Annotated in this window: 22 protein-coding genes; 9 read left to right on the top strand and 13 right to left on the bottom strand. The window is 65.6% G+C overall.

The features are described from left to right. The first annotated feature begins 442 nt into the window (after window positions 1-442). Window positions 443-4,705: an ATP-dependent RNA helicase HrpA gene (gene hrpA / locus K6T56_00275; protein ID MCL6554774.1), complete on the top strand. Its 4,263-nt coding sequence runs from the start codon at window positions 443-445 to the stop codon at window positions 4,703-4,705. Here the strand turns inward: hrpA and sfsA are convergent. After that, window positions 4,674-5,384: a DNA/RNA nuclease SfsA gene (sfsA, locus tag K6T56_00270; GenBank protein ID MCL6554773.1), complete on the bottom strand. Its 711-nt coding sequence runs from the start codon at window positions 5,382-5,384 to the stop codon at window positions 4,674-4,676. The two genes, hrpA and sfsA, sit on opposite strands and share 32 nt — an antisense overlap. Window positions 5,385-5,415: 31 nt before the next feature. Next, a complete protein-coding gene (locus K6T56_00265; GenBank protein ID MCL6554772.1) occupies window positions 5,416-5,991 on the bottom strand; it encodes an ankyrin repeat domain-containing protein in 576 nt (191 codons plus the stop codon). A 198-nt stretch (window positions 5,992-6,189) separates the two neighbouring features. Between K6T56_00265 and K6T56_00260 the strand changes: the two genes are divergently transcribed. The 7 genes from K6T56_00260 (at window position 6,190) to clsB (ending at window position 11,747) form a co-directional block, all read left to right on the top strand. Further along, window positions 6,190-6,447, top strand: coding sequence for a zinc ribbon domain-containing protein (locus K6T56_00260; protein MCL6554771.1), 258 nt, complete (start codon window positions 6,190-6,192; stop codon window positions 6,445-6,447). 54 nt (window positions 6,448-6,501) lie between these two features. Beyond that, window positions 6,502-7,134, top strand: coding sequence for a DUF502 domain-containing protein (locus K6T56_00255; GenBank protein MCL6554770.1), 633 nt, complete (start codon window positions 6,502-6,504; stop codon window positions 7,132-7,134). 61 nt (window positions 7,135-7,195) lie between these two features. Continuing rightward, on the top strand, window positions 7,196-8,989 hold the full coding sequence (gene aspS, locus K6T56_00250) for an aspartate--tRNA ligase (GenBank protein MCL6554769.1): 1,794 nt from the start codon (window positions 7,196-7,198) through the stop codon (window positions 8,987-8,989). A 39-nt stretch (window positions 8,990-9,028) separates the two neighbouring features. Continuing rightward, the gene (locus tag K6T56_00245; protein MCL6554768.1) at window positions 9,029-9,343 is read left to right on the top strand and encodes a multidrug efflux SMR transporter; all 315 of its coding nucleotides are present in this window, start codon (window positions 9,029-9,031) and stop codon (window positions 9,341-9,343) included. Window positions 9,344-9,350: 7 nt separating this feature from the next. Next, entirely contained in the window at window positions 9,351-9,791 is a 441-nt protein-coding gene (nudB, locus tag K6T56_00240) for a dihydroneopterin triphosphate diphosphatase (protein ID MCL6554767.1), read from the top strand. Beyond that, window positions 9,788-10,537 carry an endonuclease/exonuclease/phosphatase family protein gene (locus K6T56_00235; protein ID MCL6554766.1) on the top strand — a complete coding sequence of 250 codons (750 nt, stop codon included), beginning with the start codon at window positions 9,788-9,790 and terminating at the stop codon, window positions 10,535-10,537. The genes nudB and K6T56_00235 overlap by 4 nt, the downstream gene beginning before the upstream one ends. Before the next feature lie 10 nt (window positions 10,538-10,547). Next, entirely contained in the window at window positions 10,548-11,747 is a 1,200-nt protein-coding gene (clsB, locus tag K6T56_00230; GenBank protein MCL6554765.1) for a cardiolipin synthase ClsB, read from the top strand. Here clsB and K6T56_00225 read toward each other — a convergent pair. The 3 genes from K6T56_00225 to K6T56_00215 form a co-directional block, all read right to left on the bottom strand. After that, window positions 11,710-11,904, bottom strand: a complete 195-nt coding sequence (locus tag K6T56_00225; protein ID MCL6554764.1) for a hypothetical protein — start codon at window positions 11,902-11,904, stop codon at window positions 11,710-11,712. The two genes, clsB and K6T56_00225, sit on opposite strands and share 38 nt — an antisense overlap. 56 nt (window positions 11,905-11,960) lie before the next feature. Further along, window positions 11,961-14,675: a preprotein translocase subunit SecA gene (gene secA / locus K6T56_00220; GenBank protein ID MCL6554763.1), complete on the bottom strand. Its 2,715-nt coding sequence runs from the start codon at window positions 14,673-14,675 to the stop codon at window positions 11,961-11,963. A gap of 81 nt (window positions 14,676-14,756) precedes the next feature. Further along, window positions 14,757-15,674, bottom strand: coding sequence for a M23 family metallopeptidase (locus K6T56_00215; GenBank protein MCL6554762.1), 918 nt, complete (start codon window positions 15,672-15,674; stop codon window positions 14,757-14,759). Between the two features lie 68 nt (window positions 15,675-15,742). Between K6T56_00215 and K6T56_00210 the strand changes: the two genes are divergently transcribed. Further along, window positions 15,743-16,198: a DUF721 domain-containing protein gene (locus tag K6T56_00210; protein MCL6554761.1), complete on the top strand. Its 456-nt coding sequence runs from the start codon at window positions 15,743-15,745 to the stop codon at window positions 16,196-16,198. Here the strand turns inward: K6T56_00210 and K6T56_00205 are convergent. The 8 genes from K6T56_00205 to murC form a co-directional block, all read right to left on the bottom strand. Next, window positions 16,195-16,377, bottom strand: a complete 183-nt coding sequence (locus tag K6T56_00205) for a hypothetical protein (GenBank protein MCL6554760.1) — start codon at window positions 16,375-16,377, stop codon at window positions 16,195-16,197. The two genes, K6T56_00210 and K6T56_00205, sit on opposite strands and share 4 nt — an antisense overlap. Window positions 16,378-16,392: 15 nt before the next feature. Next, the gene (gene lpxC, locus K6T56_00200; GenBank protein MCL6554759.1) at window positions 16,393-17,304 is read right to left on the bottom strand and encodes a UDP-3-O-acyl-N-acetylglucosamine deacetylase; all 912 of its coding nucleotides are present in this window, start codon (window positions 17,302-17,304) and stop codon (window positions 16,393-16,395) included. Window positions 17,305-17,454: 150 nt separating this feature from the next. Then, window positions 17,455-18,618, bottom strand: a complete 1,164-nt coding sequence (gene ftsZ / locus K6T56_00195; protein ID MCL6554758.1) for a cell division protein FtsZ — start codon at window positions 18,616-18,618, stop codon at window positions 17,455-17,457. 101 nt (window positions 18,619-18,719) lie between these two features. Then, window positions 18,720-19,955 carry a cell division protein FtsA gene (ftsA, locus tag K6T56_00190; GenBank protein MCL6554757.1) on the bottom strand — a complete coding sequence of 412 codons (1,236 nt, stop codon included), beginning with the start codon at window positions 19,953-19,955 and terminating at the stop codon, window positions 18,720-18,722. 2 nt (window positions 19,956-19,957) lie between these two features. Beyond that, entirely contained in the window at window positions 19,958-20,776 is an 819-nt protein-coding gene (locus K6T56_00185; GenBank protein MCL6554756.1) for a cell division protein FtsQ/DivIB, read from the bottom strand. Further along, window positions 20,766-21,695, bottom strand: a complete 930-nt coding sequence (locus K6T56_00180; GenBank protein MCL6554755.1) for a D-alanine--D-alanine ligase — start codon at window positions 21,693-21,695, stop codon at window positions 20,766-20,768. Before K6T56_00180 ends, K6T56_00185 begins: the two co-directional genes overlap by 11 nt. Beyond that, a complete protein-coding gene (gene murB, locus K6T56_00175; GenBank protein MCL6554754.1) occupies window positions 21,692-22,663 on the bottom strand; it encodes a UDP-N-acetylmuramate dehydrogenase in 972 nt (323 codons plus the stop codon). Before murB ends, K6T56_00180 begins: the two co-directional genes overlap by 4 nt. Further along, complete coding sequence (gene murC, locus K6T56_00170) at window positions 22,660-24,072, bottom strand: UDP-N-acetylmuramate--L-alanine ligase (GenBank protein MCL6554753.1); 1,413 nt, start codon at window positions 24,070-24,072, stop codon at window positions 22,660-22,662. The genes murB and murC overlap by 4 nt, the downstream gene beginning before the upstream one ends. Window positions 24,073-24,095 lie beyond the last annotated feature (23 nt).

The raw sequence follows: 24,095 nt of genomic DNA, 5'->3' as shown, positions 1-24,095 counted from the left end.
CCATCGATTGCATGCATGACCCTGCAGGAGCTCCGCTACATCATCGCCCTGGCGGATTGCGGCCACTTCGGCCAGGCCGCGGAAGCCTGCCACGTCACCCAGTCCACCCTCTCCACTCAGGTGAAGAAACTGGAGGATTACCTGGGGCTGACCCTCTTCGACCGTAGTCTCAAGCGCATCGTCCCCACCCCCGTCGGCCGTGCCATCATCGACAGCGCGCGGGTGATCGTCGCCGAGGCCGACCGCATCCGCGAGCTCGCCCGCACGGTGAGGCAGGATGTGATGGCGGCCACGCTGCACCTCGGGGTCATTCCCACCGTCGGTCCCTATTACCTGCCCCAGGCCCTGGTCTCGGTGCACAAGGCTTTTCCGGCGCTGAAACTCGTCTTGCGGGAGGAACTCACCGCGCGCCTGCTGGCAAGCCTCAAGGAAGGCCGGTTCGATGCCGCGCTGCTCGCCCTGCCGGTGGAGGGCGAGGGGCTGGAGGTGTTCCCCCTTTATCGCGAACCCTTCCTCGTCGCCCTGCCCGCCCGTCATCCCCTCGCCGCCCGGGAGACGATCCGCCTTGCCGACCTCGCCGGCCAGTCCCTACTTTTGCTGGAGGAGGGCCATTGCCTGCGGGAGCAGGCCCTCGAGGTGTGCGGGGAATACAGCCGTCCGTCGGAGGAGGTGGCTGCCACGAGCCTCGAAATGTTGCGCCAGATGGTGGCCATGGACCTGGGGCTCACCCTCCTGCCCCGGCTCGCCGCGCACAGCGGGCCCGCCGGCGGCCAGCGGCTCATCGCCCTGCGTCCCTTCGCCCCGCCGGTGCCCGGCCGCACCATTGCGCTGGTCTGGCGGCGGCGCAGCCCCCGCAGCGAGACCGTCGCGCGTCTCGCCCAGCATCTTGCGCAAACCCTGCCCGCGGGCGTGGAGCGGCCGGCGGGGAAACGCAAACCGAACCGCTGACATGGCCCTGCCCCCGGAAAAACAGCGTGCCCGCGCGGCGCGGGTGCCGCGCATCACCTATGCGGAGGAACTGCCCATCGCCACCCGACGGGAGGAGATCGCCCGCGCCATCGCCCAACATCCGGTGGTGATCGTCGCTGGCGAGACCGGCTCCGGCAAGACCACACAACTGCCCAAAATCTGTCTGGAGGCGGGGCGCGGCATTGGGGGCCTCATCGGCTGCACCCAGCCGCGGCGCATCGCCGCCCGCTCGGTGGCCGCCCGCATCGCCCGGGAACTGGGCACCCCCCTGGGCGATGTGGTGGGTTACAAGGTGCGCTTCCAGGAACGGGCCTCAGCGGACAATCTCATCCGCGTCATGACCGAGGGCATCCTGCTTGCCGAGACGCAATCCGACCGCGAGCTGCGCCAGTATGACACCATCATCATCGACGAGGCCCACGAGCGCAGCCTCAACATCGATTTCCTCCTCGGCTATCTCAAACGCCTGCTGCCGCGCCGCCCCGATCTCAAACTGGTGATCACCTCGGCCACCATCAACACCGAGCTCTTTTCCCGCCACTTCGGCGGTGCGCCGGTGATCGAGGTGTCCGGACGCCTGTATCCGGTGGAAATCCGCTACCGGCCGGTGCAGGCGGAAGACGAGGATACGCGGGAAGACGCCATGGAGCAGGCCATCGTCGATGCGGTGGACGAGGTCTCCCGACTTTCCCGGGAGGGGGACATTCTCATCTTTCTGCCGGGGGAGCGGGAAATCCGGGATACGGCGGAGATGCTGCGCAAGCATCACCCGCCGGGGGTAGAGATCCTGCCCCTTTACGCCCGCCAGTCGCGCGAGGAACAGGACCGCGTCTTCGAGCCCCACGCGGCGCGGCGCATCGTCCTTTCCACCAATGTGGCGGAGACCTCGCTCACGGTGCCCGGCATCCGCTACGTGATCGATCCGGGGCTGGCGCGGGTGAAGCGCTATTCCTACCGCAACAAGGTGGATCAGCTCCTGATCGAACCCATTTCCCAGGCCTCCGCCAACCAGCGCGCGGGACGTTGCGGGCGCGTGGCGGCAGGGGTGTGCGTGCGCCTTTATTCCGAGGCGGATTTTGCCGCGCGTCCCCGTTTCACCGATCCGGAAATCCTGCGCACCTCGCTGGCGGGCACCATCCTGCGCATGGAGGCTTTGCAACTGGGCGCCGTGGAGGATTTCCCCTTCCTCGACCCACCCAGCGGGCGCATGATCGCCGACGGCTATGGGTTACTCACCGAGCTGGGCGCGGTGGATGCAAACCGCCGGCTCACACCCATCGGCCGCGCCCTGGCCCGCCTGCCGGTGGACCCGAAAATCGGCCGCATGCTGCTGGCCGCGGAACGGGAACAGTGTCTTACGGAAATGCTCATCATCGCCTCGGCGCTGTCCGTGCAGGACCCGCGGCTGCGCCCCTTAAGCCAGGAGCGCGCCGCCGACGACCGCCACCGCCAGTTTGCCGACGAGCAGTCGGATTTCCTGGGCTTCCTCAAAATCTGGAAGTTCTTCGAGGAAGCCCGCGCCCACAAGAAATCCCAGCGCAAACTCGTCGAGGCGTGTCATGCGCATTTCCTTTCCTATCTCCGGCTTCGCGAGTGGCACGACCTCCATGGTCAGCTCGCCGCCGTGGTAGCGGAGATGAATATGCGCCTCAACACGACACCGGCGAGCTTCGAGCAGATCCACCGTGCGCTCCTTGCCGGATTGATTGGCAACGTGGGCGTGAAGACCGAGGAAGGGCATTACCAGGGCGCGCGGGATGTCCGCTTCCACATCCACCCCGCCTCGGTGCTGCACCGCAAGGGCTGCAAATGGGTGATGGCAGCCGAGCTCACGGAGACCGGCAGACTCTACGCCCGCTGCGTGGCAAGAATCGAACCCGAATGGGTGGAACAGGTGGGCGCCCATCTCATCCGTCGCCATTACTTCGATCCCCACTGGGACAGCCGTACCGCGCAGGTGATGGCCTATGAGCGCACCACCCTCTATGGTCTCACCCTCACCCCCCGCCGGCGCGTGCATTACGGCCGCATCGATCCGAAACAGGCGCGGGAGATCTTCATCCGCGCCGCGCTGGTGGCGGGCGAGTACGCGAGCCGCGCCCCCTTCTTCCAGCACAACCGCAAGCTCGTGGAGGAAATCCGCGAGCTGGAGCACAAGTCGCGTCGGCAGGACGTGCTGGTGGACGAGGAGCGCATGTTCGCCTTCTTCGATGCGCGCCTGCCCGCCGACATCGTCAACGGTCAGGGCTTCGAAAAATGGCGGCGGGAAGCGGAAAAAGCCAACCCGAAGCTTCTATTCATGGCGCGGGAGGACCTCATGCGTCACGGCGCGGAGGCGGTCACCGAGGCCCTGTTCCCGGAAACCCTGGAAGTGGCCGGCGTGCCCTGCCGTCTTGGCTACCGCTTCGAACCCGGCCATCCCCTCGACGGGGTGACCCTCACCGTGCCCCTTGCCCTCTTGAACCGCGTTGACGAGGCGCGCTGTGAGTGGCTGGTGCCGGGTATGATCCGGGAAAAAATCACCGCCCTCGTGAAGACCCTGCCCAAGCGGCTGCGCAATGCCTGCGTACCCCTGCCGGAATTCGTCACCGCCTTCCTCACCGCGGTGCCCCAGCCCGACGGCCGGCTCCTCGACCGGCTGGCCGCCTTCATCGGGGAAAAGACGGGGCTTTCCCCCACGGCGGAGGACTGGCGGCTCAAGGAACTGCCGGCGCATCTTTTCATGAATTTCCGCGTCATCGACGACGCCGGCCAGGAGCTCGCCAGTGGCCGCGATCTGCGCGAGTTGCGGGAAAAACTCGGCCAGGCGGCGAGCATGAGTTTCGCCCGCTCCACCACCACCGAATACGAGCGGGAAGGGATCACCCGCTGGGATTTCGGCGACCTGCCCGAGGTCATCCACGTGCGCCGCAGCGGCCAGACGCTGGAAGCCTATCCCGCCGTCATGGACGAAGGGGAATCGGTGGCCCTGCGCCTCATGGACACCAAGGAGGCGGCGGAAGCAGCCACACGCAAGGGAATCAGACGCCTCCTTTGGCTTGCGCTGAAGGAGCAGATGCGACAGCTGGAAAAGAATCTGCCCCATTTCAACGCGCTGGCCCTGCAGGCCCGCAGTGTGATGAGCCCCGAGGAGCTGCGCACCGACCTCCTCACCGCGATCGCCGACCGCGCCTTCCTCGGCGAAGATCCCCTGCCGCGCAACGAACGGGACTTCGTAAGACAGCGGGAGCGGGCGAGGACACGGCTGCCTGCGGTGAGCCAAGGACTGTTGCGCCTGGCTGCGGAAATCTTTGCCGAATACCATGCCCTCACCCAGCGTCTTGGCGGGCGCCTGCCCGCACCCCTGGTGCAGGACGTGCGCATGCAGCTTGCGCACCTCATCCACAAACACCTCTTCACGGAAACGCCCTGGGAGCAGTTGGGCCATCTGCCGCGTTATCTGAAGGCGATCGGCCAGCGTCTGGACAAATACCCGGGCAATGGGGAACGGGATGGGCGCCACGCCAGCGCCCTGATGAGCTGGTGGCAACGCTACGAGGAACGTTTGGCGGCGCAACGCAAGGCGGGGCGGGTCGATCCCCGGCTCCTTGCTTTCCGCTGGATGCTGGAGGAAATGCGCGTCTCCCTCTGGGCGCAGGGACTGCGCACCCCCTATCCCGTCTCCTGGAAGCGTCTGGAAAAGGCCTGGCAGGAAATCACCGGGCCTACGGACACACCACCGGCACCGGCTCGGTGAGGCGGATGCCGTCGAGGGTCACCTCGGCGCGCCAGGCCATCGCCTCCACCCCGCAGCGCATGGCCTCGCGCAGGACCCGCCCATAGTGGGGATCGATGGCATCGGCGGGACGCACCTCCACCACATCGGCACGCTGGGCGCAGAAGAACAATACTGCCCGCCGGCCTTCCCCTGCGAGATGCATGAGCTCCCGCAGATGCTTCACCGCCCGCCGGCTGACCGCGTCGGGGAAAAGACCGATGCCGTTTTCCACCGCGGCGGTGACACTCTTCACCTCCACGTAACAGGCACTACGGTCGGGGGCGGCAAGGAGCAGATCGATGCGGCTTGCCTCCCGCCCGCAGCGCACCTCCCGGCGGATGTCCGTGTAACCCGCGAGCGCCGCGATCCGGCCGGCGCGGATGGCCTCCTCCACCAGCCGGTTGGCGCGTCCTGTGTGGAGGCCCACCAGCACCCCGGGCGCCACTTCGGCAAGCTCCCAGGTATAGGCGAGCTTGCGCCGGGGGTGGGTTGCGCAGGAAAGCCACACCCGCTCGCCCGGTGTATCACAGCCCAGCAGGGAACCGGTATTGGGACAATGGGCGGTGACGATGCGGCCGTCGGCAAGTCTCACGTCGGCGAGGAACCGGCGATAGCGCGCAACCAGCGTGCCGGGGAGGAGGGGGGTCTCGAACCTCATGCCGCTGCGCGTCAGGCACGCGGTAGCGGCATCAGCGTTTCTGAGGTTTGAGGAAGGTCACCACGTTGGCGTTGGGCGCGTTGCGGGAGCCACAACCCGCTTCGCCCCGCTCCCACTCGATCAGCGATTCCGCTTCGTGGAGGAGGTTGATCACCTCGACGTAGTCCTTGTCTTTCACCATCATGAGGGCGGTGCGTCCCCCTTCGTTGCGCGCCTTCACGTCGGCACCGGCCTTGATGAGGACGTCCACCACCTCCGCCTCGCCGGCACCGGCGGCCAGCATGAGGGGCCGCACACCGTAGAAGATCTGGTGCTCGATGTCGGAGCCGGCCTCGATGAGCACCTGCACCACGTCGGCGAAGCCACGGTCGAGATCGGGGTTGTAGCAGGCATGCATGAGGGGCGTCAGCCCCCGCTCGTCGGTCGCCTTGACATCGGCGCCGGCGGCGAGCAGATCGCGCACGATCTGCAAATGCCCCAGCCGCGCCGCCGCCATCAGCGGCGTGAGCCCCCCTTCCCCCGCCGCGTTGACATCGCTGCCCGCCGCGATCAGCGCCTGCACCCGGCTGACATCGCCGGCTTCGATTGCATCAAACAGTTCAGACATGGTCCGCTCCTCTCGCGCCCGCGAAAACCCACGCGGGATCATGGATTTATCGATGTTTCCATTGTATCAGACCGGCGGCTGCCCCACTCGTTTTCCGCCCGGTCCCCGGCCCCTTGTTTTTTTCCGCCCCGCCCCCATTTCCGCCGCCGGTATGGCCTTGCCTGTATAATCCAACCGTTTGTTTTCCAGGAGCGTATCATGCCGATCTACGAGTATCGCTGCAGCGAGTGCGGCTTCCAGCAGGAATACATCCAGAAAATGAGCGATGCGCCGCTCACCACCTGCCCCCAGTGCGGCAAGGAAACCTTCACCAAGCTCCTTTCCGCGGCCGGCTTCCAGCTCAAGGGCAGTGGCTGGTATGCGACCGACTTCAAGGGCGGCAGCCAGGCGCCGAAGAAGGAGGAAACCCCCGCACCCACCTGCGGGGCCGGCGCCTGCCCCGCCTGCCAGGCCTGACCCTTCCAGGAGACGGGCGGATCGGGTCGCACCCGTTCCGCCTTTTTTGTTGCCATGCGCACCCTGCCCCTTAAACGCTATTTCGTCACCGGACTGCTCATCTGGGTTCCCCTGGTCATCACCGTCTGGGTGATCGCCTTTCTCGTCGGCACCCTGGACGGTGTGCTCGACCTGCTGCCCGCGCCCTACCGCCCCGACGCCTGGCTCGGCGTGCACATCCCGGGACTGGGTGCGGCGGTGGTACTCACCATCATCTTCCTCACCGGCGTGGTGACGGCCAATTATTTCGGCCGCCAACTGTTCGCCCTGTGGGAAAGCCTGCTGGCGCGCATTCCGGTGGTGAAATCCATCTACAGCAGCGTCAAGCAGGTGAGCGATACGCTCTTTTCCGGCAAGGGGGAGGCCTTCCGCAAGGTGCTGCTGGTGCGCTATCCCCACACCGAAGCCTGGTCGCTCGCCTTCCAGACCCACGTGCCGGCCGAGGTGCGCCAGGAGTTGGGCGACGATTACGTGGCGGTCTTCATCCCCACCACCCCCAGCCCGGTGAACGGCTTTTATTTCTACGTGAAGAAGAGCGAGACCCGGGAGGTGGACATCAGCGTCGATCTCGCCCTCAAGTACATCGTCTCCATGGGCGTGATGGGTGCCGCAACGCGGCCCTCCGCACTGGATTATCCCGGCGACTGAACGCCGCCGCGCGTATAATTACCGTTTTTTCGCCGTTTTGCGCGCCCTTCAGGATAGCAGCATGCGTACACACTACTGCGGCCACGTCACCGCTCAACTTCTTGACAAGACCGTCACCCTCTGCGGCTGGGCCCACCGCCGCCGCGACCACGGCGGTGTCATCTTCATCGACCTGCGCGACCGCGAAGGCATCGTGCAGGTGGTGTGCGACCCGGCGGAAACCCGTGCCGAGGCGGGTACCTTCGCCACCGCGGAAAAGGTCCGTAACGAGTACGTGCTGCAGGTGGAAGGCCGCGTGCGGCGCCGCCCGGAGGGGACGGTGAATCCGCATCTTGCCACCGGTGAGGTGGAGGTGGTGGCCAGCCGGCTGACCATTCTCAACGCTTCCGCTCCGCTGCCTTTCCAGTTGGACGAGGAACCGGCGGAGAACGTGCGGCTCACCTACCGCTACCTGGACCTGCGCCGGGAGGCGATGCAGAAAAACCTGCGCCTGCGCTACCGGGTGGCGAAGAGCATGCGGGATTATCTCGACCGCCATGGCTTCATCGAAATCGAAACGCCCATGCTCACCCGCTCCACGCCGGAAGGAGCGCGCGACTATCTGGTGCCCTCGCGGCTGCATCCGGGCATGTTCTATGCCCTGCCCCAGTCGCCGCAGCTTTTCAAGCAGCTCCTCATGGTGTCGGGCTTCGACCGCTATTTCCAGATCACCAAGTGCTTCCGCGACGAAGACCTGCGCGCCGACCGGCAGCCCGAATTCACTCAGGTGGACCTGGAGATGTCCTTCGTCGAGGAAGAGGACGTCATGCAACTCGTGGAGGGGATGATCCGCGACACGTTCCACAAGGTCCTCGGCGTGACGCTGCCCGATCCCTTCCCCCGCCTGTCCTGGCAGGAAGCCATGCAGCGCTTCGGTTCCGACAAGCCCGACCTGCGGGTGCCGCTGGAGCTCACCGAGCTGACCGACGTCATGCGGGATGTGGAATTCAAGGTCTTCGCCGGTCCCGCCAACACGCCGGGGGGGCGGGTGGCGGCCCTGTGCCTTCCCGGCGGCGGGCAGAAGCTTTCCCGCAGCGAGATCGACGCCGCCACCGAGTTCGTGAAAATCTATGGCGCCAAGGGCCTGGCCTGGATCAAGGTCAACGATAGGGCAAAGGGGCGCGAGGGACTGCAATCGCCCATCGTCAAGAACCTGCACGATCAAGCGATTGCCACCCTGCTCGCGCGCACCGGCGCCCAGGATGGCGACCTCATCTTCTTCGGTGCGGACAAGGCGAAAATCGTCAACGACGCGCTGGGGGCCCTGCGTACCAAACTGGGCCACGAGAAGGGCTACGCCCGCGACGAATGGAAGCCTCTTTGGGTGGTGGATTTCCCCGCCTTCGAATACGACGAGACGGAAAAACGCTGGGTAGCGCTGCATCATCCCTTCACCGCGCCCAAACCGGGTCATGAGGAGTGGCTAAAGAGCAATCCCGGTGCCTGTCTGTCCCGCGCTTACGACATGGTGATCAATGGCTGGGAGGTGGGCGGCGGCTCCATCCGCATCCACCGCGAGGAGGTGCAGGAAAAGGTTTTCGCCGCCCTCGGCCTCGACCTCGAGGCGCGGCGCAACAAGTTCGGCTTTCTCCTCGACGCCCTGCAATACGGTGCCCCGCCGCACGGGGGCCTGGCCTTCGGCCTTGACCGCCTGGTGGCGCTCATGGCCGGTGCCGACTCCATCCGCGACGTGATCGCCTTCCCCAAGACGCAGAAGGGCAACGATCTCATGACCCACGCCCCCAACACCGTGGATGAAAAACAGCTCGCCGAGCTGCACATCCGGCTGCGTCAGGTGGAGCAGAAGAAAGGTTGAACCCGGTTTGATGCGGCATTTTGCGCCTTCGCGGTCACCATGGAATGGCTCTACCTCTTCGCCGCCGGCCTGTTCGAGATCGTGTGGGCCACCAGCCAGAAATATTCCCAGGGCTTCACCCGGCCCCTTGCCACCCTCATCACCCTGGTCACCGCGACGGCAAGCTTCGTCCTGCTGGGCCTGGCGATGAAACATCTGCATCTGGGCACAGCCTACGCCATCTGGACCGGCATCGGCATCCTGGGGACCAGCGTGCTCGGCATCCTCCTCTTCGGTGAGCCGGTGACCCTGTTGCGGCTGTCCTTCATGGCGCTCATCCTCGTCGGTATCATCGGGCTCAAGCTCACCTACTGAAGTCGCCGTGACGAAAACCTACAAGCTTCCCGAATCGGTGCTGGTGGTCATCCACACTCCGGATGGCCAGGTGCTGCTTCTGGAACGCGCCGATCATCCCGGTTACTGGCAGTCGGTGACCGGCTCGCGCAACCCCGACGAGACCCTGCGTGAGGCCGCGCTGCGCGAGGTCGCCGAGGAGACGGGACTTGATGCAAGCCGGTTCCGCTTGACCGACTGGAACCTGGAGAACGTGTACGAAATCTATCCCGAATGGCGGCACCGCTATGCGCCGGGCGTCACCCACAACCGGGAACACGTGTTCGGACTGGAAGTGCCGGAACCGCTACCCATCCGCCTCGCCGAAAGGGAACATCTGCGCTATGAGTGGCTGCCCTGGCAGGAAGCGGCGGAGAAATGCTTCTCCCCCAGCAATGCGGAGGCGATTCGCCGGCTGCTTGGAAGATGATGGACATCATCCACGTCACCACCTACAACATCCACAAGGGCTTTTCCCAGTTCAACCTGCGCATGGTGCTGCCGGAGCTCAAAGAAGAACTCCGGCGGGTACACACCGACATTGCCTTTCTGCAGGAAGTGGTGGGCGAGCACCGGCTGCATGCCGAGCGCCACAACTGGCCGACGCGCTCGCAGTATGAATTCCTCGCCGATTCCATCTGGCCCGAGTACGCCTACGGCAAGAATGCGGTGTATCCCGAAGGCCACCACGGCAATGCCATCCTCTCCCGCTTCCCCATCCTCAATTGGGAAAACGTCGATATCTCCGCCCATCCTCTGGAAAGCCGTGGCCTGCTCCACTGCGAGATCGCCGTGCCCGGCTGGGATGTACCGCTGCATTGCATCAACGTGCATCTGGGGTTGGGCAGCCGGGGCCGGAAAAAACAAGCGGCCGCCATCCGCGACCGCATCGAGCGCGTGGTGCCCCACCACGCGCCCCTCATCATCGCCGGTGACTTCAACGACTGGCGGCGCACGGTGGGGGACTTCCTCGCCCGCACCCTGGGCGTGCAGGAGGTGTTCGAGCACGTGCATGGCGCGCCGGCGCGCACCTATCCCGCCTCACTGCCCCTTTTGCGCCTGGACCGCATCTATTTCCGCGGCCTCAAGGTGAAAGGCGCGCAGATCTACCACGGCCGACCCTGGTCGCGCATCTCCGATCACGCCGTGCTCACCGCGGCCATGAGCCGCGCCTGAGGGCCGCGGCATGAAGGGGTTCGTTCCCGGCAACCGCCTCACCCTGCTCAAGAACGGCACCCAGTATTTCCCGGCACTGGAGGCCGCCATCGATGCGGCACGCCACCATGTTTACCTGGAAACCTACATCTTCCGCGACGATACCGCCGGCCGCCGCATCGGCGCGGCGCTGCTGCGCGCGGCAGGCCGCGGCGTGGCCACTCACCTCATGCTCGACGGCTTCGGCTCCAAGCCCCTGCCCACTGCCCTCCTCCAGGAGCTGGCCAGCGGCGGCGTGCAGGTGTTGATCTACCGGCCGGAAACCGCCCTCTGGCGACTGCGGCGACACCGCCTGAGACGTCTGCACCGCAAACTGGCGGTGGTGGACACGACGGTGGGCTTCGTCGGTGGCATCAACATCCTCGATGACGCCGACCCGAAAGACGGGCCCCCGCAGTACGACTACGCGGTGGCCGTGCAGGGACCGCTGGTGGCGGAAATCCTCATCGCCATGCGCAGGCTGTGGAATCTGGTGGCCTTCACCCAGTTCTCGGGCGTGCGCCGCCGGGCGCTGGAACCCATCGCCGTGCCACCGCCGGCGGGCAACGTGCGGGCGCGTTTCCTGCTGCGGGACAATCTGCGCCACCGGCGCGACATCGAACGCGCCTACCTGCGCGCCATCGGCAAGGCACGCCGGGAGATCCTCCTCGCCAACGCCTATTTCCTGCCCGGCACGCGTTTCCGTCATGCCCTGTTGCGGGCAGCGGCGCGGGGGGTACGGGTGCGGCTTCTGGTGCAGGGGGAGACCGATCACCCCTTCGTCCAATACGCCGCCCAGGCCCTTTACGGCCGGCTGCTCGCCGCTGGCGTGGAAATCCACGCCTACCAGAGGAGCCTGCTCCATGCCAAGGCCATGGTGGTGGATGGCCGCGTGGCCACTGTCGGCTCCTCCAACATCGACCCCTTCAGCCTGCTTTTGTCCCGGGAGGCGAACGTGTTGGTCCACGACCGGGAATTTGCGGCCGCGCTGCGGGAGGACATGCTGCAGGAGATGGAGACCCACGCTAATCCGGTTACGGCGCAAAGCTGGCGCCAGGTGCCCCTCTGGCGCCGCATGCTCATCTGGGTGAGTTACGGTGTGGCACGTCTGATGATGGGGCTGGTGAACTATCCCACGGACGACCCGCCGCCCCTCAGCGGCGGGCGAGAAGCCGCACCACCAGGACATTGATGAGCCCCAGGATGGAGCCCGCCCACAGCGCAGCCCACAGCCACACATCGGGGCCGAGCAGCCGCGTGAGGGGCTCCCGGGCGGCAAAGCCGGTGATCAGGGCCAGGGCAATCCAGGCGAGGAAGGCAATCAAGGCTTTGAGCGTGGTGGTGGACACGGCGGGCTGATGGTTCTTTTTGCCACCGGGTCATTCTACCCGGGGGAGTGCGTTTTTCAAACGAGCCTGCCGTGGCAATGCTTGTATTTCCTGCCCGAGCCGCAGGGACAGGGATCGTTGCGGCCGATCTTCTGCCCGGCACGGACGAAGGGCGTCTGGCCGCTCGCGGTCTGCTCCGGCTGGGCGAGCACTTCGTCGTAATCGGCGTGGTGGTACTGCACATTGGCCGGCGCCGGGCGGCTGTCCACCACCTGCACCTCTTCGGGGCTGCGGATCTGCACCGACATGGTGATGCGCGTGACCTCGTGCTTGATCGTATCCAACATGAGGGAGAAGAGCTCGAAGGCTTCCCGCTTGTATTCCTGCTTGGGCTGTTTCTGCGCATAGGAACGCAGGTGGATGCCCTGGCGCAGATGATCGAGGGCGGCCAGATGTTCGCGCCAATGGGTATCCAGACTCTGCAGCAGGATGCCGCGCTCGAAATGCCGCATGGCCTCGGCCCCCACGGCATCCACCTTGGCCTGGTAGTGGGCGGCGGCCGCCTCCAGGATGCGGCCAAGCAGCCCTTCCGCATCCAGTTTGCTGTCCTCCTCCAGCCAGCGGCGCGCAGGCACGTCGAGGGTGAATTCCGCCTTCAACACCTTTTCCAGTCCTGCCACGTCCCATTGTTCCTCCACGCTCTCCGGCGGCAGGTGCTGGTAGAAGAGACTGCGGATCACATCCTCGCGCATGGCGGCGATGGTGTCCGAGATGTCCTCGGCTTCCAGAATGGCATTGCGTTGTTCGTAGATCACCTTGCGCTGGTCGTTGGCGACATCGTCGTATTCCAGCAACTGCTTGCGGATATCGAAGTTGCGCGCCTCCACCTTGCGCTGGGCATTCTCGATGGCGCGGGTGACCCAGGGATGTTCAATGGCCTCCCCTTCCGGCATGTTGAGCCGCTGCATGATGGCCGCGACGCGGTCGGAAGCGAAGATCTTGAGCAGGGGATCCTCCAGGGAAAGATAGAATCGGCTGGAACCGGGATCGCCCTGGCGGCCGGCCCGGCCCCGTAGCTGGTTGTCCACCCGGCGCGATTCGTGGCGTTCGGTGCCGATGATGTGCAGCCCGCCCTGGGCGATGACGAAATCGTGGGCCTTCTGCCATTCGGCGCGAATGGCATTGATGCGTTCCTCCTTCTGCGCCTCGCTCAGGGTATCGTCGTTGAGCACGGCATCGATCTCCGGCTGCGGGTTGCCGCCGAGGACGATGTCGGTGCCGCGGCCCGCCATGTTGGTGGCGATGGTGATCATGCCCGGCTTGCCCGCCTGGGCGACGATCTGCGCCTCCCGCGCATGGTGTTTGGCATTGAGCACCTGGTGCGGCAGTTTTTCTTTTTTCAGGAGGCCCGACAGATACTCGTTGATCTCGATGGAGGTGGTGCCCACCAGCACCGGTTGGCCACGGCTGTGGCAATCGCGGATGTCTGCGATCACCGCCTTGTATTTTTCCGCCGCCGTGCGATAGACGAGATCGAGATAATCCTTGCGGATCATGGGCCGGTGGGTGGGGATCACCACCGTTTCCAGGCCATAAATCTGCTCGAACTCGTAGGCCTCCGTTTCCGCGGTCCCGGTCATGCCGGCAAGCTTCTCGTACATGCGGAAATAGTTCTGGAAAGTGATGGAGGCGAGAGTCTGATTCTCTTTCTGGATGGGCACCCCTTCCTTCGCCTCCACCGCCTGGTGCAGGCCGTCGGACCAGCGGCGCCCCGGCATGAGGCGACCGGTGAATTCATCGACAATGATCACCTCGTTGTTCTGCACCACGTAGTGCTGGTCCCGGTGATAGAGGGCATGGGCACGCAGGGCGGCATAGAGGTGATGCATGAGGGCGATGTTGGCCGGCTCGTACAGGCTGCTGCCGGGCGGCAGCAGCCCGGCCTCGACGAGCAACCGTTCCGCCTTCTCGTGACCCGCCTCGGTGAGGATCACCTGGTGCGCCTTGAGATCAACGCTGTAATCTCCGGGACCGTTTTCCTCTTCCTGCTTGACGAGCTTCGGCACCAGGGCATTGACGCGGATGTAGAGTTCGGTGTTGTCCTCCGCCTGCCCGGAGATGATGAGGGGCGTGCGCGCTTCATCAATGAGGATGGAATCCACCTCGTCAACGATGGCGTAATGGAGGCCCCGCTGCACCCGCTCCTGAGGGCTGAAGACCATGTTGTCGCGCAGATAATCGAAACCGAATTCGTTGTTCGTGCCGTAGGTGATGTCCGCCGCATAGGCCGCCTGCTTTGCCGCATGGTCCATCTGCGACAGGTTGCAGCCCACGGTGAGCCCCAGGAAACGGTAGATGCGCCCCATCCATTCCGCGTCCCGTTGGGCGAGATAGTCATTGACGGTGACGATGTGCACGCCCTTGCCGGTGAGAGCATTGAGGTAGGCCGGCAGCGTCGCGACCAGGGTCTTGCCCTCGCCGGTGCGCATCTCGGCGATCTTCCTCTGGTGCAGCACCATGCCGCCGATCAACTGCACATCGAAATGGCGCATGTTGAGGACACGCCGGGCCGCCTCCCGCACCACGGCGAAGGCCTCCGGCAGCAGATCGTCCAGGGACTGGCCGTTGGCCAGACGCTGTTTGAATTCCACGGTCTTGCCCGCGAGCTCCTGGTCGGACAGCGCCGCGACCGTCGGCTCCAGGCCGTTGATAACGCGCACCACCTCGGAGTACTGCCGAATCAGCCGCTCGTTGCGGCTGCCGAAGATTTTTTTCAGCAAACCAGCGATCATGGGGTGTATTCTTGTGACGGAATGGGAAACGAGGTGCAGGCAGCCGCCTGCACCCCGGCAAAACCCGGCCGAAGGACTGAATCAGCCTGCAGGCTGCAGATAACGGGTTGGATTCTGCGGAACGCCGCGATTGAGGACTTCAAAGTGGAGATGGGGTCCGGTAGAGCGGCCCGTGCTGCCGACCTCGCCGATCTTCTGCCCCCGCAGCACCACGTCGCCTTCCCTGACGAAACGCCGCTCGGCATGGGCGTACCGGCTGATCAGCCCGTTGCCGTGGTCGATTTCGATCATATTACCATAGCCGGGATGGTAATCCGAATACACCACGATGCCGCCCGCCGCCGCCAGGATGGGCGTGCCCACCGGGGCCATGAAATCCACACCCTCATGCATGGCCCTGAGCCCGGTGAAGGGATCGATGCGCCAGCCGAAATTGGAGGTGAAGAAACCACCCGGCACGGGCGGCGCGCTGGGCAGGGCATGCTGGCGCACGCGCTCCCGGGTGAGCAGGGATTCCATCACCGCCAGGCGTTCCGCGCGCTCGTCCATGTGGCGCGCCAGCCGGTCGATTTCCGTGGCAAACTCATCGACGGAGAGGGGCTGGGCGGGGGTGCGGGAGACGTTGCCGCCCTGACCGGGTTTGCGCTCGAACTGGAATTCCTCGGCGCGCAGGCCGGCAAGCCGCGCAAGCCGCTCACCGAGGGCGTCCAGACGCATCATCTGCGCCTGCATTTCGCCCACCTTGACCGCCATGGCATTGAGGCTCTCCTGGAGGAGGAGACGGTTCTTTTCCGTTTCCGCGAGCTGGTGGGAGAGGATGAGTTTTCTGGCGAAGGGCAGGGGAACGTCGTCGAGATGGAACAGCACCACATAAGAGAGCAGCGCCGCCAGGAGGACCACCACGGCGCCGAAGCCAGCCAGCAACAGCGCCGTGCCACAGCGTCCCAGGCAGATGGTGCGGCTGGGCTTGAGCCGGTCGGGCACGATGATGATATTCATGACGCATCCTCCGCTGGCGTGCCCGCCGGCGCATCGCCCTGCGCCCGCCTGGCACCGGTCACAGCAAGATGACGGCCCGGAAACTCTCTGGCTTCCTGAGCGAGCCGACTTCGGGTCTTGGCCGCCTTGCCCGCGAGGCAAAGCGGCTTGCCGACCTCAATCATGTGTGGGAAGCGATCGCGCCGCCGGGGCTGGCGCGGTTTTCACGGGTGGGCCCGGTGAAGGATGGGACACTCACCCTCTATGCCGATAACGGCGCAGCCGCGGCGAAACTCAAGGCGCAGCTGCCCCGCCTTTTGTCGAGTTTTCGTCAGCGGGGCCACGACATTACTGCAATCAGGGTCGAAGTGCAAGTGAACGTGACGCCATCCGCGCCCCGGCCCCCGGCGCGGCCGCCGCTGCCGCCCCAGGCCCTTGCCCAGCTGGAAAAGCTTGCCACGGAACTGCACGCCTCCCCGTTGAAGGAAGCGCTCACCAACCTGATCCGGCGGCAAAGGCGGTCACAAAAGGGGGAGGAACGTTAGCGCAGGAAAACCCGCGTCAGGGCGGCGGCGCCCAGGACCAGGATGAGGAGGACCAGGGAAAACTTGAAGACCTGCCAGGCAAAGCGGAACCAGCGCCGGTCCCGCAGCAGAAGGCCCAGCAGCAGGGCACCCGCCACGGCAAGGCCCGCGAGGATCAGATAGAGGCGCAGGAGGGGCATTGCACCGGCGGCACCTTACGCCGGTTGCGCGGCGAGGCGGACGAAGGCGTCCGGTGCCTCCTCCTCGCGCAAAAAGCGCACGGGCTCCCAGGCACTTTCATCGGCAAGCAACGCCCGGCAAAGGCGGTTGTTGAGCGCATGGCCGGATTTGTGGCCGGTAAAGGCGCCGATGAGGGGATGGCCCAGAAGATAGAGATCGCCAATGGCATCCAGCGCCTTGTGCTTGACCAGCTCGTCGTCGTAGCGCAGGCCCTCGGCGTTGAGGACGCGGAACTCATCCATCACCACGGCGTTGTCGAGACTGCCCCCCAAAGCCAGGCCATTGCTGCGCAAAGCCTCCACCTCGTGCATGAAGCCGAAAGTGCGGGCGCGGCTGATTTCCCGCACGAAGGAAGTGTCGGCGAAATCCACGCTCACCGTCTGCCCCTCGGCGAACACCGGATGGGCAAAATCCACGCTCAGGGTAACGCGGAAGCCGTTGTAGGGGGAAAGGCGCACCCATTTGTCCCCCTCGGTCACCTCTACCGTCTTCCGCACACGCAGGAAAGTCTTCGGCGCGTTCTGTTCCTCGATCCCCGCCGACTGGATGAGGAAGACGAAGGGGCCGGCGGAACCGTCCATGATGGGCACCTCCGGCCCGTTGAGCTCCACATAGACATTGTCGATCCCCAGGCCAAAGAGAGCCGCCATGAGGTGCTCGACAGTCATCACCCTGGCCCCCGCCGCCTCGATGGCGGAGCAAAGCCGGGTATCGCTCACCAGGCGCGCATCCGCCGGGATCTCCGGCAGACCCGGCAGATCGACGCGGCGAAACACCACGCCGGTGTCAGGCGCCGCCGGGCGCAGGGTGAGGGTCACCTTGCGTCCGGTGTGCAGCCCCACCCCGGTGGCGTGGATGGCATTCTTCAGTGTCCGTTGTCTAAGCACAAAACCTTCCCCTGTGAGGCAACTGCGCGGCCGGCATGGCTTCGCGCGCCCCTCTCCCGGCCAGGAACACAAGCCCCCGCAGAATGAGAGGCGCATTCTAGCACGGGCGCCTGCCGCGCCCGGTGGGCGGGGGCCGCCGCGCCGCCTTTTTCAGTCCGCCTGCTTGCGCAGAAAGGCCGGGATGTCGAGAAGATCGACGCCGTTGGCCTTCATCGCCTCCACCGTGGCATCCCGCCGGCGACGCATGACGGCCGGCTGTTCCAGCGCACCGTAGTCCACCGCATCGGCCATGGGTGAGGGCATGGGATCGGTGCCGGTGCGGATCACCTGCATCTGCGGCCGGGGCTGCTTGACCACGGCGGGCATGCCAAGACCCGTGGCCACCACGGTCACGCGCAAATCCTCGTTCATGCTGTCGTCGAACACCGCGCCGAAGATTACCGTTGCATCCTCCGCCGTGAACTCGCGGATGGTGTTCATCACCTCGTGAATCTCCTTCATCTTCAGCGACTGGTTGGCGGTGATGTTGACCAGAACGCCGCGCGCCCCGTGCAGGTTGACATCCTCGAGGAGCGGACTTTTCACCGCCTGCTCTGCGGCAAGGCGCGCCCGCTGCGCCCCCTGGGCGCGTGCCGAACCCATCATGGCCATGCCCATCTCGCTCATCACCGTGCGCACGTCGGCGAAGTCCACGTTGACCAGACCCGGCGAGCTGATCACCTCCGCGATGCCGGCCACCGCCCCGTAGAGGACATCGTTGGCGGAGCGGAAGGCGTCCAGCACCGAAACATCATCGCCCAGCACCTGCATCAGCTTTTCGTTGGGAATGATGATGAGGGAATCGACGTTGTGGGAGAGGGACTCGATGCCGGCCTGGGCGATCTTCAGCCGCCGCCCCTCGAACTGGAAGGGCTTGGTCACCACGGCAACGGTGAGAATGCCTAGTTCCTTGGCCACCTCGGCCACCACCGGAGCGGCACCGGTGCCGGTACCCCCTCCCATGCCGGCGGTGATGAAGAGCATGTCCGCGCCATCGATGGCCTCGGCGATCGCCTCGCGGTCCTCCAGCGCCGCCTCGCGGCCGATTTCCGGATTGGCGCCCGCACCGAGTCCCTTGGTGATGGAGGCACCGATCTGCAACTTGCGGCTCGCGCGGCTCTTGGCGAGAGCCTGGGCATCGGTGTTGGCAGCGATGAATTCCACGCCGGAAAGCCCGCTTTCGATCATGTGGTCGACGGCATTGCCGCCGCAGCCCCCCACACCGATCACCTTGATCACCGCCTCCTGGGATGCATTGTCGAGAATTTCAAACATGTTCACCTCCTCATCATCAAGCCAGTCAAAGAAACCCATTGCCACAGAGAATCGTGCGCCCTCAGGGCGGTCGCGCCTGTGTCGCCATCACCCTTCCCTCCTCAGAACCCCTGAAACCATGCCTTCATCCGCTCCAGAATCTGCTGCCAGGAAGAGCTCGTCAGCCGCGCCAGTTGGTGCCGCTGGTACTGTTCCAGCCCGGCGAGCAGAAGCCCCACCCCGGTGGCATACCGCGGATTGCGGATGACCTCCTGCAGCCCCCCCACGTACTGGGGCACGCCCACCCGCACCGGCATGTGGAAAACCTCTTCGCCCAGCTCCACCATGCCCTGCATGAGACTGGAGCCGCCGGTGAGCACGATGCCGGAGGAGATGAGGTCCTCGAAACCGCTGCGCCTGAGCTCCGCCTGGACCAGGGAAAAGAGTTCCTCGACGCGGGGCTCGATCACCTCCGCGAGCGTCTGCCGCGACAATTGCCGCGGGCCGCGTTCGCCGACACTGGGCACGTCGATCATGTCGTTGGGGCTGGCCAGTTGCCGCAGCGCACAGCCATGCATGCGTTTGATGTCTTCCGCCTCCTTGGTGGGTGTGCGCAGTGCCATGGCGATGTCGTTGGTGATCTGGTCACCGGCGATGGGAATCACCGCCGTGTGGCGGATGGCGCCATTGGTGAAGACGGCGATGTCGCTGGTGCCACCGCCGATATCCACCAGGCAAACCCCCAGGTCTTTTTCGTCTTCCGAAAGCACCGCCATGCTGGAGGCGAGCGGCTGCAGGATGAGGTCACGCACCTCGAGCCCGGTGCGCTTGACGCATTTGATGATGTTCTGCGCCGCCGACACGGCGCCGGTGACGATGTGCACCTTGGCTTCCAGACGCACCCCGCTCATGCCCAGGGGTTCCCGCACGCCATCCTGGCCGTCGATGATGAATTCCTGGGTGAGGATGTGCAGGATCTGCTGGTCCATGGGGATGTTCACTGCCCGGGCGGTTTCCATCACCCGGTCCACGTCCGCCTGCGTCACCTCCTTGTCCTTGATGGCCACCATGCCGTGGGAATTGAGGCTTTTGATATGGCTGCCGGCGATCCCCGTATAGACCTCGCGAATCTTGCAGTCGGCCATGAGCTCCGCATCCTCCAGCGCACGCTGGATGGAGCTCACCGTGGATTCGATGTTGACCACGACCCCCTTTTTCAGTCCCCGCGCCGGGGCCTCGCCCAGCCCCACCACCTCCAGGCGGCCTTCCGGCAGCACTTCCGCCACCAGCGCCACCACCTTGGAGGTGCCGATGTCCAGTCCGACGATGAGATTTTTCTGTTCCTTGCCCTTGGCCATCCCTATGTTTGCTCCGTCTGTTTTGCCCCCGCTTCCCCCTTCGTCCGCGCCGGCAGACGCACGGCAAAGCCGTTCGGATAACGCAGGTCCACGTAGGCCACCGGCTGCGGCATGCGCCCCACCGTAGCCGCGTAATAACGGGCAAAGCGGGCAAGCCGTGCCTCCACCTGCTCCCGGCCGAGGGCGACCGTGAGGCCATTGTCGAGGGTGATCTGCCAGGCCCGGCGCGCGTTGAGCGCAAGCGCAACCGGCTTGAGCCCCGCCGGCGCCAGGGTGGTGCGGAAGATTTCGTATTGGCGGGCCATCTCCTGCGCCGCGCCCGGCGGGCCGGAAAACACCGGCAGCGGCGCGTCGGATGCGGCCTGGAACACTTCGCCGCGAGTGTTTACCAGGCCCCCCGCCGCCCAGCGGGCGAGCGCCACGTGCTCCTCCAAGGTCACTTCCAGACGGTCCGGCCACTGCCGGCGCAGGCTGGCATGGCGCACCCAGGGCAGTTTCTCGAAGGCTTCCGTCACCCGTGCCAGATCCAGGGTGAAAAAATTGCCCCTGAACTCGCGGGTGACGATGTAGCTCACCTGCTGATAGGTGACATGGCGGAGATCGCCCTTCACCTCCACGTGACGGATGGGGAAGACCGGCAGATGGATGACGAGGAAGAGCACGGCATAGAGGAGCAGGATGGCGGCCAGGGCATAGAGGGCGTTGGCCAGCCACAGCATGAGCTGCGCCCGATCCCACAGGGACAGGACGAGGAAATTGGCGCTTGGCGCCGCCATCGGCCGCCGTGCCAGATCCCCCTTGTCGGCCCGCTTAAACCACATGCCGTGTTTCTCCGACCTGGGCGAGTTCCAGGATGCGCAGGACCAGTTGGGTGAAGGACAGCCCCGCCTGCCGCGCCGCCATGGGCACCAGGCTGTGATCGGTCATGCCGGGGGCGGTGTTCATTTCCAGGAACCAGGGCGTGCCCGCCTGATCGACGATGAAATCGGCGCGTCCCCAGCCGCGGCAGCCCAGGATGCGGAAGGCCTGCAGGGCCAGGCCCTGCAGGGCCGCCTCCCTTTCCGGCGGCAGGCCACAGGGACAGAGATAGCGGGTGTCGTCGGCGAAGTACTTGGCCTCGTAGTCGTAGAAGGTGCGCGGCGTTTCCAGACGGATTAAGGGCAGCACCCGCTCGCCGAGGATGGCCGCCGTATATTCCGTGCCGGCGATGAAGGCCTCGGCGATCACCAAGGAATCGTGGCGTGCCGCGGTGGCGTAAGCCGCGGGCAAATCCTCGGCCCGCATCACCTTGCTCATGCCCAGGGAAGAGCCCTCGGAGGCCGGCTTCACCATCAGCGGCAGGCCCAGCTCCCGCACCACGGCGTCGAAATCCGTGTTGGCATCGAGGAGGGCGTAGCGCGGCGTGGGAATGCCCGCCGCCTGCCACACGAGCTTGGTGCGCCACTTGTCCATGGCCAGGGCCGAGCCAAGCACCCCGCTGCCGGTATAGGGGATGCCGAAAAGCTCCAGCAGCCCCTGGATGGTGCCGTCCTCGCCATAGCGCCCGTGCAGGGCGATGAAGACGCGATCGTAGGCGGCAAGCCCGGCAAGCTCCTCCTCGGCCGGATCGAAGGCATGGGCATCGACACCGGCTTCCTTGAGCGCAGCGAGCACCGCCGCCCCGCTCTTTAAGGAAATTTCCCGCTCGGCGGACCGCCCGCCGAGGAGCACCGCCACCTTGCCAAATTCGTCTGCTTTCATTGGACCGCTCCTTTCACCCCGGGGAACGTGGGGGACACGGAGTCATTACCGACTGGGTTTTCTCTGGTGTCCTCGGCGCAGGCCGTGGTTGAAGCCCTTTCCCCCACGATGCGCACCTCGCGCGCAAGCCGCACGCCGGTTTTCATCGCCACCGTCTCCTGCACCAGATCAATCAGCGCCTCGATGTCGCTTGCCGTGGCCCCACCCAGGTTGACGATGAAATTGGCGTGCTTCTCCGAGACCTGCGCCCCACCAATGCGTCTGCCCTTGAGCCCACAGGCCTCGATGAGGCGCGCAGCATGATCGCCCGGCGGGTTGCGGAACACCGAGCCGGCATTGGGCAGGGAAATGGGCTGGCTGGCAATGCGCCTTTGCAGCAACGCCTTGATTTTTTCCTTTGCCGCTGCCTCGCTGCCGGCTTGCAGCACGAACCAGCCGGCCACGAACCACGCTTCCTCCCCCTGGCCGCGCAGGGCGACATGGCGATAGCCGATGTCGAATTCGGCGGGTTTGCGCAGGCACAGGGTGCCACTGCGGTCGATGGTCATCACCTCGTCCACGATCTGCCAGGTTTCCGCGCCAAAGCAGCCCGCGTTCATCGCCAGCGCACCGCCCACGGTGCCGGGGATGCCGGCGAGAAACTCCCCGCCCTCGAATCCATGACGCGCAGCGAAGCGGGCAAGCTTGGGAGCCGCCACCCCTGCCTCGGCATAGATGCGGCCTCCCTCCAGGTGAATGGCGTTCAGGGCGGCGTGGAGCAGAATCACCGTCCCGGGGAAACCGCCCTCGCGCACGAGGAGGTTGGAACCTAGGCCCACGAACAACACCGGCTCCCCGGCAGGCAGCGTCTGCAGGAAGGCGGCGAGGTCGGCCACATCGGCAGGCACGTAGACACGACGCGCCACACCCCCCGCGCGCCAGCTCACGTGGCGGTTCATGGGCTCGTTGAGGTAAAGCCTGCCCCTCATAGCTCCCCCCGCACGTCCTGCACACCACAACCCAGCGCAACCACCGCCGGCACCTGACCGATGGAACCCGCCCCCATGGTGAGCACCACGTCATTGGGACGCACCACCGTGCAGATGGCTTGCGCCAGCGCTTTCACGTCCTCGACGAAGATGGGCTCCACCTTGCCCAGCACCCGCACCGCGCGGGCGAGTGCCCGTCCGTCGGCAGCGACGATGGGGGTCTCGCCGGCCGGATAGACCTCCGTCAGCAGCAGCACATCCACCGTGGACAGCACCTGCACGAAATCCTCGAAGAGATCGCGGGTACGGGTATAGCGATGGGGCTGGAAGGCGAGCACCAGCCGCCGACCGGGGAAAGCCCCGCGCACCGCCTCCAGGGTGGCGGCCATTTCCGCCGGGTGATGACCATAGTCGTCGATGAGGGTGAAGCTCTCCCCGCCTGCCAGCGGAATCTCCCCATAGCGCTGGAAGCGCCGGCCCACACCGCGGAACTCCAGCAGCGCCTTTTTGATGGCGGCATCGGCTACCCCCACCTCCTGGGCGACGGTAATGGCCGCCAGGGCATTGAGCACGTTGTGGCGGCCGGCACAGTTGAGGCGGATGGCCAGCTCCCGTCGTCCCCGCCGCACGAGGCGGAAATGCATCTGCCCGCCCACGGCACGGATGTCCGTGGCGCGCACGTCGGCATCCTCCACCGTGCCATAGGTGACGATGGGCTTGGTGATGCGCGCCAGGATGCTGCGCACGTTGGCGTCATCGGCGCAGAGCACGGCTACCCCGTAGAAGGGCAGACGCTGCACGAAATCGACGAAAGCCTGTTTCAGCTTCTCGAAATCGTGGCCGTAGGTTTCCATGTGATCCGCATCGATGTTGGTGACCACGGCAATCACCGGCATCAGGTGGAGAAAAGAGGCGTCGGACTCGTCGGCCTCCGCCACCAGAAACTCACCGGAGCCAAGACGCGCATGGGCACCGGCCGCCTCCAGCCGGCCGCCGATGACGAAGGTGGGATCGAGCCCCCCTTCGGCAAGGACGCTCGCCACCAGGCTGGTGGTGGTGGTCTTGCCATGGGTGCCCGCCACCGCAATGCCCTGCTTGAAACGCATCAATTCGGCCAGCATCAGCGCCCGCGGCACCACGGGAATCCCACGGCTGCGCGCCGCCGCCACTTCCGGGTTGTCCGCCGGCACCGCGCTGGAGACCACCACCACGTCCGCCTTGCCCACGTTTTCTGGCGCGTGGCCGCGGCACACCTTCGCCCCCTGGCGTGCGAGGCGGCGGGTGGTGGCCGTGTCGGCCAGATCCGACCCGCTCACCCGGAAGCCCAGGTTGAGCAGCACTTCCGCGATGCCGCTCATGCCCGCGCCGCCGATACCGACGAAATGGATGTGCTTGACCTTGTGTCTCATCCCGTTGTCTTCCCGGCGGTGAG

It is taken from the genome of Burkholderiales bacterium, assembly GCA_023511995.1.
Lineage (GTDB): Bacteria > Pseudomonadota > Gammaproteobacteria > Burkholderiales > Thiobacteraceae > Thiobacter.
The sequence above is the reverse complement of the archived record's forward strand: the minus strand, read 5'-3'. Positions and strand labels throughout refer to the sequence as shown.

Coding starts and splice junctions, on each gene's coding strand:
- K6T56_00180 (MCL6554755.1), bottom strand. CDS start 21,695: ATGAAAGCAGACGAATTTGGCAAGGTGGCGGTGCTCCTCGGCGGGCGG.
- ftsZ (MCL6554758.1), bottom strand. CDS start 18,618: ATGTTTGAAATTCTCGACAATGCATCCCAGGAGGCGGTGATCAAGGTG.
- K6T56_00185 (MCL6554756.1), bottom strand. CDS start 20,776: ATGTGGTTTAAGCGGGCCGACAAGGGGGATCTGGCACGGCGGCCGATG.
- K6T56_00255 (MCL6554770.1), top strand. CDS start 6,502: ATGCGCACCCTGCCCCTTAAACGCTATTTCGTCACCGGACTGCTCATC.
- aspS (MCL6554769.1), top strand. CDS start 7,196: ATGCGTACACACTACTGCGGCCACGTCACCGCTCAACTTCTTGACAAG.
- ftsA (MCL6554757.1), bottom strand. CDS start 19,955: ATGGCCAAGGGCAAGGAACAGAAAAATCTCATCGTCGGACTGGACATC.
- K6T56_00215 (MCL6554762.1), bottom strand. CDS start 15,674: ATGAATATCATCATCGTGCCCGACCGGCTCAAGCCCAGCCGCACCATC.
- K6T56_00235 (MCL6554766.1), top strand. CDS start 9,788: ATGATGGACATCATCCACGTCACCACCTACAACATCCACAAGGGCTTT.
- sfsA (MCL6554773.1), bottom strand. CDS start 5,384: ATGAGGTTCGAGACCCCCCTCCTCCCCGGCACGCTGGTTGCGCGCTAT.
- clsB (MCL6554765.1), top strand. CDS start 10,548: ATGAAGGGGTTCGTTCCCGGCAACCGCCTCACCCTGCTCAAGAACGGC.
- hrpA (MCL6554774.1), top strand. CDS start 443: ATGCCGCGCTGCTCGCCCTGCCGGTGGAGGGCGAGGGGCTGGAGGTGT.
- K6T56_00210 (MCL6554761.1), top strand. CDS start 15,743: ATGACGGCCCGGAAACTCTCTGGCTTCCTGAGCGAGCCGACTTCGGGT.
- K6T56_00265 (MCL6554772.1), bottom strand. CDS start 5,991: ATGTCTGAACTGTTTGATGCAATCGAAGCCGGCGATGTCAGCCGGGTG.
- murC (MCL6554753.1), bottom strand. CDS start 24,072: ATGAGACACAAGGTCAAGCACATCCATTTCGTCGGTATCGGCGGCGCG.
- K6T56_00260 (MCL6554771.1), top strand. CDS start 6,190: ATGCCGATCTACGAGTATCGCTGCAGCGAGTGCGGCTTCCAGCAGGAA.
- secA (MCL6554763.1), bottom strand. CDS start 14,675: ATGATCGCTGGTTTGCTGAAAAAAATCTTCGGCAGCCGCAACGAGCGG.
- K6T56_00205 (MCL6554760.1), bottom strand. CDS start 16,377: ATGCCCCTCCTGCGCCTCTATCTGATCCTCGCGGGCCTTGCCGTGGCG.
- murB (MCL6554754.1), bottom strand. CDS start 22,663: ATGAGGGGCAGGCTTTACCTCAACGAGCCCATGAACCGCCACGTGAGC.
- K6T56_00245 (MCL6554768.1), top strand. CDS start 9,029: ATGGAATGGCTCTACCTCTTCGCCGCCGGCCTGTTCGAGATCGTGTGG.